At 58.8% G+C, this 12,454-nt stretch carries 9 protein-coding genes; 5 read left to right on the forward strand and 4 right to left on the reverse strand.

What is annotated here, in order from left to right:
- Positions 1–34: 34 nt before the first annotated feature.
- Both gyrA and mtnA read right to left on the reverse strand, forming a co-directional pair.
- On the reverse strand, positions 35–2,815 hold the full coding sequence (gyrA, locus tag K5D32_RS05175; RefSeq protein ID WP_221594476.1) for a DNA gyrase subunit A: 2,781 nt from the start codon (positions 2,813–2,815) through the stop codon (positions 35–37).
- Positions 2,816–3,050: 235 nt separating this feature from the next.
- On the reverse strand, positions 3,051–4,127 hold the full coding sequence (gene mtnA / locus K5D32_RS05180; RefSeq protein WP_095067485.1) for an S-methyl-5-thioribose-1-phosphate isomerase: 1,077 nt from the start codon (positions 4,125–4,127) through the stop codon (positions 3,051–3,053).
- Between the two features lie 123 nt (positions 4,128–4,250).
- Here mtnA and K5D32_RS05185 point away from each other — a divergent pair, with 123 nt between their 5' ends.
- From K5D32_RS05185 to K5D32_RS05205, 5 genes are all read left to right on the forward strand, one after another.
- A complete protein-coding gene (locus tag K5D32_RS05185; protein ID WP_221599413.1) occupies positions 4,251–5,579 on the forward strand; it encodes a TRZ/ATZ family hydrolase in 1,329 nt (442 codons plus the stop codon).
- Positions 5,580–5,648: 69 nt separating this feature from the next.
- The gene (ubiG, locus tag K5D32_RS05190; RefSeq protein WP_025261295.1) at positions 5,649–6,347 is read left to right on the forward strand and encodes a bifunctional 2-polyprenyl-6-hydroxyphenol methylase/3-demethylubiquinol 3-O-methyltransferase UbiG; all 699 of its coding nucleotides are present in this window, start codon (positions 5,649–5,651) and stop codon (positions 6,345–6,347) included.
- Between the two features lie 3 nt (positions 6,348–6,350).
- Entirely contained in the window at positions 6,351–7,022 is a 672-nt protein-coding gene (gene mupP / locus K5D32_RS05195; protein ID WP_221594473.1) for an N-acetylmuramic acid 6-phosphate phosphatase MupP, read from the forward strand.
- Between the two features lie 34 nt (positions 7,023–7,056).
- The gene (locus K5D32_RS05200) at positions 7,057–7,797 is read left to right on the forward strand and encodes a YciK family oxidoreductase (protein ID WP_221577496.1); all 741 of its coding nucleotides are present in this window, start codon (positions 7,057–7,059) and stop codon (positions 7,795–7,797) included.
- 215 nt (positions 7,798–8,012) lie between these two features.
- The gene (locus K5D32_RS05205) at positions 8,013–8,939 is read left to right on the forward strand and encodes a GGDEF domain-containing protein (protein ID WP_221599414.1); all 927 of its coding nucleotides are present in this window, start codon (positions 8,013–8,015) and stop codon (positions 8,937–8,939) included.
- A gap of 114 nt (positions 8,940–9,053) precedes the next feature.
- On the opposite strand, the gene K5D32_RS05210 is transcribed toward K5D32_RS05205, so the two are convergent.
- Together K5D32_RS05210 and K5D32_RS05215 are read right to left on the reverse strand one after the other, a co-directional pair.
- Positions 9,054–9,839, reverse strand: a complete 786-nt coding sequence (locus K5D32_RS05210; RefSeq protein WP_221594471.1) for an iron-containing redox enzyme family protein — start codon at positions 9,837–9,839, stop codon at positions 9,054–9,056.
- The gene (locus tag K5D32_RS05215; protein ID WP_221599415.1) at positions 9,836–12,334 is read right to left on the reverse strand and encodes an EAL domain-containing protein; all 2,499 of its coding nucleotides are present in this window, start codon (positions 12,332–12,334) and stop codon (positions 9,836–9,838) included. Before K5D32_RS05215 ends, K5D32_RS05210 begins: the two co-directional genes overlap by 4 nt.
- Positions 12,335–12,454: the final 120 nt, after the last annotated feature.

The raw sequence follows: 12,454 nt of genomic DNA on the forward strand, positions 1-12,454 counted from the left end.
GACGAGCCAGCCCTTGCCGGATTTACGTTACCGCTCAGCCTTGTGTTTCGTCATCGTCCGCTGCTGCATCGGCATCGACTTGCAGATCGTCGCCATCATCTGCCTCGACAACGACGCCATCCACGATTTCACCGTCAAGCTCGTCATCTTCGACTTCCGATGGCTCCTGGACACGCTCCAGACCCACCAGGGTTTCGTCGGTGGCCAGCTTGATCAGGGTGACACCCTGGGTGTTGCGATCCAGACGGGAGACTTCGTCGACCCGGGTGCGCACCAGCGTACCCTGATCGGAAATCAGCATGATTTCCTCGCCTTCCTGAACCTGCACAGCGCCGATCAACTTACCGTTACGACCTTTGGTGACCATTGCGATAACGCCCTGACCACCACGACCGCGACGCGGGAACTTGCTCAACAGGGTACGCTTGCCGAAACCACGCTCGGAAGCAGTGAGAATCTGCGCGCCCGACTCGGGGATCAGCATGGAAATCAGTCGACCCTTGCCGATCTTCATCCCGCGCACACCGCGAGCGCCGCGGCCCATCTGACGAACATCGCTCTCGGCAAAACGGATGACCTTGCCGGCGTCGGAGAACAGCATGACTTCCTTGGCACCGTCGGTAATCGCAACGGCAATCAGGGTGTCGCCTTCCTTGAGCTTCAGGGCAATCAGGCCGCTGGAGCGAGGACGGGAGAACTGTGCCAGAGGCGTCTTCTTGACCGTACCGAAAGCCGTGGCCATGAAGATGTAGGCGCCGGTTGGCTCTGCAACCAGTTCCGGCGTATCGCCATCTTCTTCCTCGACTTCCTCGGCCTCGACCACTTCACCTTCGATCACCGAATCTTCGGCATCTTCCAGCTCGTCATCGGCCCCCGAACTCTGCTGCAGTGCCTCAAGATCGATCGGCAGCATGGCGGTAATGTATTCACCTTCGTCCAGTGGCAACAGGTTGACCAGCGGACGGCCACGAGCGGCACGGGACGCCTCCGGAATCTCGTAGGTCTTGAGCCAGTAGACCTTGCCCTTGCTGGAGAACATCAGCAGCGTGGTGTGGCTGTTGGCGACCAGCAGGTGAGCAATGTAGTCCTCATCCTTGATGCCGGTAGCCGATTTGCCTTTACCGCCACGACGCTGAGCCTGATAGACCGCCAATGGCTGGGTCTTGGCATAGCCGCCGTGGGAAATGGTGACAACACGCTCTTCTTCGGTGATCAGGTCGCCCAGGGTCAGGTCAAGGCGCGCATCGAGAATCTCGGTACGGCGCACGTCGCCATATTCGGAGCGAATCAGTTCCAGTTCTTCGCGGATCACTTCCATCAGGCGCGTGGCGCTGCCCAGGATGCGGATCAGCTCGCCGATCTGGCCGAGGATTTCCTGATACTCGGTGAGCAGTTTTTCGTGCTCAAGACCGGTGAGGCGATGCAGACGCAACTCAAGAATCGCCTGCGCCTGTTCCGGCGACAGGAAATACTTGCCATCACGCAGACCGTACTGCGGATCGAGGTTCTCAGGACGGCAGGAATCGGCACCGGCACGCTCGACCATTTCAACCACAGCGCTGGATTCCCAGGGCGTGCTGATCAGTGCTTCCTTGGCTTCGGCCGAAGACGGCGAAGCCTTGATGAGGGCGATGACAGGGTCGATGTTCGACAGCGCAACGGCCTGACCTTCGAGAATATGCCCGCGCTCACGGGCCTTGCGCAGTTCGAAGACGGTACGGCGGGTAACCACTTCACGACGGTGACGCACGAATGCTTCCAGCAGATCCTTGAGGTTGAGGATCCGCGGACGACCGTCGATCAACGCAACGATGTTGATGCCGAATACGCTTTGCAGCTGGGTCTGGGCGTAAAGGTTGTTGAGGATGACCTCTGGAACCTCGCCACGACGCAACTCGATGACCACGCGCATACCGTCCTTGTCGGACTCGTCGCGCAGCTCGGTGATACCTTCGAGCTTCTTCTCTTTTACCAGCTCGGCGATTTTCTCGATCAGGCGAGCCTTGTTCAACTGGTACGGCAGCTCGGTGATGACGATCTGCTGACGACCGCCCACCTTGTCGATGTCTTCGACGATGGAGCGGGCACGCATATAAATGCGGCCACGGCCGGTGCGATAGGCTTCGATGATGCCGGCACGGCCGTTGATGATCCCCGCCGTCGGGAAGTCCGGGCCGGGAATGTATTGCATCAACTCATCGACAGTCACTTCGGGATTGTCGATCAGGGCCAGACAGCCGTCGATGACTTCACCGAGGTTGTGCGGCGGAATGTTGGTCGCCATGCCCACGGCAATACCGCTGGAACCGTTGACCAGCAGGTTGGGAATACGGGTGGGCATGACCGCCGGGATAAGCTCGGTGCCGTCATAGTTGGGCACCCAGTCCACGGTTTCCTTGTGCAGGTCGGCCAGCAGCTCGTGAGCCAGCTTGGTCATGCGCACTTCGGTGTATCGCATGGCCGCGGCATTGTCGCCGTCGACCGAACCGAAGTTGCCCTGACCGTCTACCAGCAGGTAGCGCAGCGAGAAGGGCTGTGCCATACGAACGATGGTGTCGTAGACAGCGGTATCGCCATGCGGGTGGTACTTACCGATTACGTCACCAACCACACGAGCGGATTTCTTGTACGGCTTGTTCCAGTCGTTACCCAGCTCGCTCATTGCGTACAGCACGCGCCGGTGCACGGGCTTCAAGCCATCGCGCGCATCCGGCAGTGCACGCCCGACGATTACGCTCATTGCGTAGTCGAGGTAGGACTGCTTCAGCTCGTCTTCGATATTGACCGGGAGGATTTCTTTGGCCAGTTCGCCCATGAGAAGCCTGATTCCTTTTTCTGGTGAAACCTCGTACATCCATACGGGATAGACGAAGCTCGCCGCTGCCGGCATTTGCCAGGCAACGACTTACGACAAATCAACGAGTTATGCCATGGATCTGCGCAGTAAGGGCGACTACTGATAGCGCCGTTGGAAACCGCCGGATATTACCACAATCGCTGTCACGCTCCTATCCTTTGAAAGCGCTGAAAACGGGCCGCCCGCAAAACCATCAATGCAGGTGCTTGCGACTCATGAGCAAGGCCATCTTGGCGGTATCCGGCCGTTCGACGATGCCCTTTTCGGTCACGATGGCGTCGATCAGGTCCGCAGGCGTCACATCGAATACCGGATTGAAAGCCTCGACATCAGCACCCACCCGATGACCGCCCACTTCCAGCAGCTCGCGACCGTCACGCTCTTCAATGACGATGTCTTCACCGCTGGCCGTGTCCATGTCGATCGTGGAACTGGGCGCCACCACCATGAAGCGCACACCATGGTGCATGGCCGCGACTGCCAGTTGATACGTGCCGATCTTGTTGGCCACGTCGCCATTGGCGGTAATGCGGTCGGCACCGACAATGACCCAGGTGATGCCTTTGGTGCGCATCAGGTGCGCAGCGGCAGAGTCGGCATTGAGAGTGACCGGAATACCCTCGTTGGCCAGCTCCCAGGCCGTCAGGCGCGAGCCTTGCAACCATGGCCGGGTTTCATCGGCGTAGACGTGTTCGATCATGCCTTCCAGATGCGCAGCCCGGATCACGCCCAGCGCAGTGCCAAAGCCGCCCGTGGCCAGGGCGCCGGTATTGCAATGGGTCAGGACCGCCTGAAGATTGCCCTGATGCTTGCGAATCAGATCCGCACCCAGTTGCGCCATGGTCAGGTTGGCTTCACGGTCGCTCAGGTGAATCGCAACGGCTTCGGCTTCCAGAACAGTCAGAGGGTTATCCCCTTCCTTGAGCCGTTGCAGGCGATCGCGCATCCGGTTCAGCGCCCAGAACAGATTGACGGCCGTAGGACGCGAGTCCGCGAGCAGAGAGAAATCCGCTTCAAGCGCCGCCAGCCAGTCACCGCCCGCCGCGAAACGGGCGCGAGCACCCAGCACAACGCCATAGGCCGCCGCTATACCGATGGCAGGCGCACCACGCACCACCATCGTGCGAATGGCCTCAGCCACTGCCGCAGCGCTGCTGTAAGCATGCCAGGTTTCCTCGAACGGAAGCACACGCTGATCCAGGAGATACAGAGTGTCATCTCGCCAATCGATGGCCTTTACTTTCTCTGCAGCCAATAGCCGATCGCGCATTACCACCCACTCCATCTCGAAAACCCACAGCCCGGAATCAAAAGGGGACGATTATAGCGAGCCGACCGCGAAGGTGCTCGGGTATACTTCGCCATTACTGCAATAAGCTCTGGAAGCCTTGTCATGCCGAACGCCACCGCACCGCTCGACCTTCTGCTCCTGCCCACCTGGCTGGTGCCGGTCGAGCCCGCAGGCGTGGTACTCAAGGAGCATGGGCTGGGTATCCGTGACGGCTGCATCGCCTACATTGGCCCGAGGGCCGAAGCCTTGAAGCAGAATGCCCTGCACGTACAGGAACTGCCTGGCATGCTGCTCACTCCCGGCCTTGTAAACACCCACGGCCATGCGGCAATGACCCTTTTCCGCGGCATGGCCGACGATATGCCGCTGATGACCTGGCTGCAGGACCATATCTGGCCGGCCGAGGGCAAATGGGTCACCGAGGACTTCGTTCGTGATGGCACGGATCTGGCCATCGCCGAGCAGATCAAGGGCGGCATCACCTGTTTCTCGGACATGTACTTCTACCCCAAGGTCGCGGCCGACCGCGCTCACAACAGCGGGATCCGCGCCCAGATCACCGTGCCGGTGCTGGACTTCCCGATCCCTGGCGCCAGAACCACCGATGAATCCCTGCATATCGGCGTCGAGCTGTTCAACGACCTGATTCATCACCCGCGCATCAAGGTTGCCTTCGGCCCCCATGCGCCCTACACCGTCAGCGACGAAAACCTGGAAAAGGTCCGGGTCATTGCCGACGAACTCGACGCCATGATCCAGATGCATGTGCATGAAACCGCCTTCGAGGTGGAACAGGCCCTCGAACAACGCCAGGAGCGCCCATTGGCGCGCCTGAACCGTCTCGGCCTGCTGGGCCCGCGTTTCCAGGCCGTACACATGACGCAAATCAGCGACGATGACCTGGCATTACTGGTAGAAAGCAACTCCAGCGTACTGCATTGCCCGGAATCCAACCTGAAACTGGCCAGTGGCTTTTGCCCGGTGGAGCGTTTGTGGCAGGCCGGTGTCAACGTAGCTGTCGGTACCGATGGCGCGGCCAGCAACAATGACCTGGACCTGCTGGGCGAAACCCGTACCGCCGCCCTGCTGGCCAAGGCTGTCGCGGGCTCGGCTACGGCGCTGGATGCCCATCGGGCCTTGCGCATGGCGACCCTGAATGGCGCACGCGCCCTGGGTATCCAGGCAGAAACCGGCTCACTGGAAATCGGCAAGGCGGCGGACATGGTTGCGTTCGATCTTTCCAGGCTGGAGCAGCAACCGATCTATGATCCAGTATCACAGCTTATATATGCCACCGGTCGCGATTGCGTGAGCCATGTCTGGGTGGCAGGCAAGCAATTGCTCGACAACCGCCGCCTGACCCGCATGGATGAACAGGCGCTACGCGAAACCGCCATTGCCTGGGGCAAGCGCATCAGCGGCGCAAACTGAATACATGAAGGCCTGGCTTGTTGATCGCCGGGCTTTCGAAACGAATTTCAAGTTCAAGAGGTAACTCCCATGAGCAACGTCGACCGCGCAGAAATCGCCAAATTCGAGGCACTGGCACATCGCTGGTGGGATCGTGAAAGCGAGTTCAAGCCGCTGCACGATATCAATCCGCTTCGGGTCAACTGGATCGACGAGCGGGTCAATCTGGCCGGCAAGAAAGTTCTGGACGTCGGTTGTGGCGGCGGCATTCTCAGCGAGGCCATGGCCCTGCGCGGTGCCACCGTGACCGGTATCGACATGGGCGAAGCGCCATTGGCCGTGGCCCAATTGCATCAGCTCGAATCCGGCGTGAGCGTCGAATACCGGCAGATCACCGCCGAAGACCTGGCTGAAGAAATGCCCGAGCAGTTCGACGTGGTGACCTGCCTGGAAATGCTGGAGCACGTGCCGGACCCGTCTTCCGTGATCCGCGCCTGCTATCGCATGGTCAAGCCCGGCGGCCAGGTGTTCTTCTCCACCATCAACCGCAACCCCAAGGCCTATCTGTTCGCCATTGTCGGTGCCGAATACATCATGGGCCTGCTGCCACGCGGCACCCATGACTTCAAGAAATTCATCCGCCCTTCGGAACTGGGTGCCTGGAGCCGTGATGCCGGCCTGCAGGTCAAGGACATCATCGGCCTGACCTACAACCCGCTGACCAAGCACTACAAGCTGGCTTCGGATGTGGACGTCAACTACATGATCCAGACACTTCGGGAGGCATGAGGCATGCGCTTGAGAGCGGTTCTATTCGACATGGACGGCACATTGCTCGATACCGCACCGGACTTCATCGCCATTTCCCAGGCGATGCTGGCCGATCGCGGTTTGCCAGCAGTGGCAGACAAGCTGATTCGCGATGAAATCTCGGGCGGCGCCAAAGCCATGGTCGCGGCCACCTTTGCCATGTCCCCTCAGGATCCGGCCTTCGAGGCCCTGCGCCTGGAGTTCCTGGAGCGCTACCAGCGTGATTGCGCAGTTCACAGCAAGCTCTTCGACGGCATGGCGGAACTGCTGGCCGATATCGAAAAGTCCGGCCTGATCTGGGGTGTTGTCACCAATAAACCGGTGCGCTTCGCCCAGCCGATCATGGAACAGCTCGGGCTGGCCGAGCGCTCGGCGCTGCTGATCTGTCCCGATCATGTGACCTACAGCAAACCGCACCCCGAGCCGCTGATCCTGGCTTGCAGCCAGCTTGATCTGGACCCGGCCAGCGTGTTGTTCGTGGGCGACGATCTGCGTGACATCGAGTCAGGTCGCGATGCTGGCACCAAGACAGCCGCCGTGCGTTACGGCTATATCCATCCCAACGACAACCCCGATCACTGGGGCGCCGATGTGGTCGTGGATCACCCGCTGGACCTGCGCAAGGTGCTGGACAACGCGCTGTGCAGTTGCTGACTTGAGCCTTACTCAATAGCTACAGAGGTTTCCCATGTTCGATTACTCCGCTCGCCCCGAACTGCTCAAGGACCGGGTAATCCTGGTCACCGGCGCAGGACGCGGCATCGGTGCTGCGGCAGCAAAGACCTATGCAGCCCATGGCGCCACGGTGTTGCTGCTGGGCAAGACCGAAGCCAACCTGACTCAGGTGTATGACGAGATAGAAGCGGCTGGTCATCCTCAGCCTGCGGTCATTCCATTCAACCTGGAAACCGCCCTGCCCCATCAATACGATGAGCTGGCGGCCATGATCGAAACCGAATTCGGCCATCTCGACGGTCTGCTGCACAACGCCTCGATCATCGGCCCGCGCACGCCCGTTGAGCAGTTATCCGGCGAAAACTTCATGCGGGTCATGCACATCAACGTCAATGCGACGTTCATGCTGACCAGCACCCTGCTGCCACTGCTCAAGCTGGCCGCCGATGCGTCGGTGGTATTCACCTCCAGCAGTGTCGGCCGCAAGGGCCGCGCCTACTGGGGCGCCTATGGCGTATCGAAGTTCGCCACCGAAGGCCTGATGCAGACCCTGGCCGACGAACTGGACACTGTCGCGCCGGTGCGCTCCAACAGCATCAACCCCGGCGCAACCCGTACCAGCATGCGAGCCCAGGCCTACCCTGCTGAAAACCCTCTGGACAACCCGACGCCCGAGGAAATCATGCCGGTCTATCTGTACCTGATGGGCCCAGACAGCACGGGCATCAACGGCCAGGCCTTCAACGCTCAATAAAGCCGGCGGCACAAAAGCCTGCCATGACGGAAATCCGTCACGGCAGGCTTATTTCATGAATATGCCGAGTCAAGGAAACGTCGGACAGCCTTGCCCGACTTCTTAATCGTGTTAAATAGTCCTTTATATTCAATCAATTAGATTAAAAATCCGTACATGGCACGACTTTCGCTCTGCCTCTCACAAGCCAGCAACGATGTGAGAGGAGTGAAGCCATGAGTTCTCCGACCGGTCCCAAGACAATTGATTTCGATACTGCAAGATTGCAAAGACAAGGCTCTTGCAATAGACCGGCGGCCCCTCTTCCTCCTGCTGATCTGCCCACCCTCATTCAGCAACTGAGCCAGCAGCTACAGAGCAGCCTGGAAGCTGAAAAGATTCTTGGCTTGTTCTTCCGTGGCATTCAACGCCTCATGCCGTTGTCCGCCCTGAGCTATGAACACTCCCGTAGTGACCTGAGCCTGCAACTGGGTCAAAGCGCGGAGCACAGTGCCAGTTACACACTGCGCCACATGAACGAATGCCTGGGGAATCTGGAATTCCAGCGCGACACGGCATTCAGCGAGCAGGAACTGGGCGAGCTTGAGTCACTGATCATCTGCCTGCTCTACCCCATGAAAAATGCGCTGCTGTATCGCATTGCCATGCAAAGCGCACTGCGCGACCCGCTGACCAATACCGGCAACCGGATCGCGATGGACCAGAACCTGATGCTGGAAATCGAAGTGTCGCACCGCCAGAAACAGCCGCTTTCCTTGCTGATGCTGGATATCGATTACTTCAAGAACGTCAACGACAACTTCGGCCACAAGACCGGCGACGAGGTGCTGCGCACCATTGCCCATACGCTCAAGACTCAGTTGCGCAGCGTAGACCGGATGTTCAGGTATGGCGGGGAAGAGTTTGTGGTCGTGCTTGCCAACACGGATCGCGAGTGTGCGGCCATGATCGGTGAACGTCTGCGCCAGGCGGTGCTGGAACTGAAGTTCCACGAAAGCAATACCGTGCTCAACACCACCATCAGCCTGGGCTGCTCGACGCTGCTGCCGGCAGAATCGGCCGACAGCCTGCTGCGCCGCGCCGACAATGCCTTGTATGTTGCCAAACGCGAAGGCCGCAATCGCCTGAACATGGCGGGTTAAGTGAGAGCTTCTTCGCGACTGAAGTCGCTCCCACAAAAAATGATGCTGCAGGAGCGAATTCATTCGCGAAAGGCCGCAGCCATCACCAGGAACTCACTCCTGCCCAGAGCGTGATCAGGCCCCGACCGCTGCCGCACGTTCCCGCGAAGGCTTGACCTTGTCCAGCTGCATGCAGCTTTCAAGAAACAGATACATGTAGTCATAGCTCTTGGTGGTCGCCTGACGCAATTCGGTCTGTAGCTGCACGCTGGGGTTATTGCCCGCCAGGGTGCAAATGATCTCCAGCGCTTCCCATGGGTGCGCATCATCATACTGAGCGTGCATCTTCAGCCATTTCATGGCGCGCTTGCGGGTTTCGCCGGGGAAGCCTTCGGCGTAGACATCACTGGAACAGACGACTGCCGCCCACTCACCCGTTGCACCTTCGATGGCATAGTTGGTGGCGGCCATGGCCACGGCCAGGGAATCCGAAGAGCTGGTCTGCCAGCACCAGTGGCTCAAGGCATGCAGCTCGGGCGCCACGCGCTGGGCGTGCAGGTCATCGACACTCACACCATGGGCGGCACACCAGTTCACCCAATAATCTGCATGGTTGAGTTCGACGCGGATATTGCGCATCAGCCAGCGACGCGCCATGTCCTCCCCAGGATGGCGGCCGAAACGGGTCTTGGTCAGGTTCTTGGCCATGTAGACAGCAAACTGCTCAACCACCGGCCAGCCGCCAATCAAGTAATGGCGCATGACCTGTGGGCTCAGGCGCCCATCACGCATTTTCTGATACAGCTCGTGTTCGACCACACGAGCCTTGGCGGCACTGCAATCCTTGATCAACTGTTGCGCCCATGCCGGATAACTGCTGGCTTCCATGAGCGGACCGGTTCTATTGAAAGTGTCGATCACTGTGCGGCTCCCTTTTTTGTTGGTTGTACCGAATTGGCTTGATACCCATGTGCCTCGGCCATCACGGAGGCCGGGCGTGCAGGCTGGGTGTACAGGCTTTCACACGTCAATAACTCTGGACGAGCTATCAAGTACCCCTGTGCAAAATCCACACCTATTTCCTGCAGAGCAGACTCAATCTGCGGGGTTTCAACAAACTCGGCAATGGTTTTCTTGCCCATGACGTGACCAATATGATTGATGACATCGACCATGGCACGATTGATCGGATTGTCGAGCATATCCTTTACAAAACTACCATCGATCTTCAGAAAATCGACCGGAAGATGTTTCAGGTAGGCAAAGGAGGACATACCAGAGCAGAAGTCATCAAGGGAGAACAGACAACCCAGAGCCTTGAGTTCATTCATGAAACGGATGGCGCTGCCCAGGTCTGCAATCGCACTGGTTTCGGTCACCTCGAAACAGATCATGCTCGGGGAAACACCATACGCCCGGAACTGCAGCTTCAGGTAATCCAGAAAGGCCTCATCACCAATACTGGAACCAGACAGATTGATGGCACAGATCGCCTGGGGCATCTGGTGCCTCGGGTCGTTCATGCACTGCGCAATGACCTGAAAGACATTCTGCACAACCCAGCGATCAAGTGTTGTCATCAAGCCATAACGCTCTGCTGCCGGTATGAAGCTGTCCGGTGAAACCATCCGCCCCGATTCGTCGCGCAGGCGCAACAGGATCTCGACATGCCTCACCCCGTCATCAGGCTGGTGAAGCGGTGCAATTTCCTGGGTATACAGGCAGAAACGGTTCTCACCCAGGGCCATGTGCAGGCGCTGGATCCAGGCCATTTCACCGGAGCGCGTGGAGAGCTGCGAATCGTCCGGGTGATAGACCTGAACCCGGTTGCGGCCCTTTTCCTTGGCCATGTAGCACGCCATATCCGCCGCTCGAAGGGAGGCCTCCAGCGTGGTCGGCGCATCGCCTATATGCACCAGACCAATACTGATCGTCGTGACAAAGGGCCGCCCTTTCCAGACGAAATGCATGCTCTGCACCATCTTGCGCAGGCTCTCGGCGATTTCCAGGGCTGTCTGCGGCGCACAATTACACAGCAGAATACCGAACTCGTCGCCCCCCAAGCGGGCGAGGGTGTCCCCTTCACGAATCCCCTGAGGCAACATCCGGCACAGATGCCGGAGCAGTTCGTCGCCTGCTGCGTGGCCATTGGTGTCATTGATCAGCTTGAACTGGTCCAGATCCAGAAACATCAGGCAATGGCTTTCATTCGAGGATTCGGAATCCGTGAGCAACTGCTCCAGGCGATACTCGAACTCGCTCCGGTTGACCAGGCCGGTCAGTGCATCATGGGCGGCCTGCCAGGAAAGGTTGGCCAGGTGCTGGCTTTCCTGAGTCATATCGTGCAACACCAGCACCGCGCCACTGACTGCCCCGTCGCTGTAGATCGGCGAACCGACCAGATTGACCATCACCGTGCTGCCATCCAGACGCTGGATCAGCTTGCAGTGCACGCTGCCGCCCTTGAACCTGCCGCTGAGGATATGTTCCATCAGCGTCAGGCTGTCCTTGTGGTCGTTTTCGTCCAGCAGATTGAACAGCGCAGCCAGCGGCAGCCCGATCGCCTGGCTGTTGCGCCAGTGAGTCAGCCCTTCTGCTGCTGCGTTCATGTAAACGATCGCACCGCTGACGTCCGTGGAGATAACCCCGTCACCGATGGACTCCAGCGTGATCTGCGCACGATCCTTCTCCAGTTGCAGCGCATGGGCAAAGACATGGCGCTGTTCGAGCAGCTTGCGCGCACGTAACAGTGCCAGAAGGATCAGTACCAGGGCCGTGACGGGATTGATGATCAGCAGCAGCCATAGAATGAATCTCGAACCCTCTCCCAGCGCATCGCTGAAAGCCTTGGCAACAGGGGTTACCGCTTCATTGATTGCATTGATCCGGGCGTGCCATTGCAAGGATTCATCCGGGCTCACCGCACCTTCGACGACCCGGTTGCGAATCGTGCGGGCCAGCTCATCGAGCCGGGCAAGATAGTCATCGCCGATGTTCCACCAGTAGATGGCCTTTTCCATGTAACTGAAGTCATGGAAGTTGCGGTACAGCCAGATGATGCCGCCGACATCATCGGGGTGGTTACCGCCCTGAAGAATGGCTTCTCTGGCATCCGTCAACGAGGGATCGGGCTGGTTCAGCACCTGGCGCAGGGCATGACCGCCCTGGGGAATGGCAATAGCCTGCTGGTACCTGGCAAAGTCGCGCTCATCATGACTGTCGACATAAAGCCCCAGGTAATGAATGGCGTCCTTCTGGCCCTTTGACCAGAGGCTTTCGCCAACGACATAGCTGCGTACGGCAGACAAGGTGTAAAGGCTCACGCATCCGAGCAGCGCCTGAAAAAGCGCGACGGCAACAAAAGGCCACACAATGCCCAAAAGACGAGGCTTTGAGAGAGACCGCGGCTGCTTCATGGGTTCACTTCACCACATGACTGATTGAACGTCCTGATCAGAGACTAGGCTAAATCCAACAAGAGAGACGAGTGATTTTCTCGGTTTTTATACAAGGTGCAACATTGCGCACAAAGCTGG

The organism is Pseudomonas cichorii, from assembly GCF_019719005.1.
GTDB classification, from domain to species: Bacteria; Pseudomonadota; Gammaproteobacteria; order Pseudomonadales; family Pseudomonadaceae; genus Aquipseudomonas; species Aquipseudomonas cichorii_E.

What these genes read in the sequence shown, in the direction of transcription:
- gyrA (WP_221594476.1), bottom strand. Translation starts at nt 2,815, where the DNA reads ATGGGCGAACTGGCCAAAGAAATCCTCCCGGTCAATATCGAAGACGAG.
- K5D32_RS05205 (WP_221599414.1), top strand. Translation starts at nt 8,013, where the DNA reads ATGAGTTCTCCGACCGGTCCCAAGACAATTGATTTCGATACTGCAAGA.
- K5D32_RS05215 (WP_221599415.1), bottom strand. Translation starts at nt 12,334, where the DNA reads ATGAAGCAGCCGCGGTCTCTCTCAAAGCCTCGTCTTTTGGGCATTGTG.
- K5D32_RS05185 (WP_221599413.1), top strand. Translation starts at nt 4,251, where the DNA reads ATGCCGAACGCCACCGCACCGCTCGACCTTCTGCTCCTGCCCACCTGG.
- mupP (WP_221594473.1), top strand. Translation starts at nt 6,351, where the DNA reads ATGCGCTTGAGAGCGGTTCTATTCGACATGGACGGCACATTGCTCGAT.
- ubiG (WP_025261295.1), top strand. Translation starts at nt 5,649, where the DNA reads ATGAGCAACGTCGACCGCGCAGAAATCGCCAAATTCGAGGCACTGGCA.
- mtnA (WP_095067485.1), bottom strand. Translation starts at nt 4,127, where the DNA reads ATGCGCGATCGGCTATTGGCTGCAGAGAAAGTAAAGGCCATCGATTGG.
- K5D32_RS05200 (WP_221577496.1), top strand. Translation starts at nt 7,057, where the DNA reads ATGTTCGATTACTCCGCTCGCCCCGAACTGCTCAAGGACCGGGTAATC.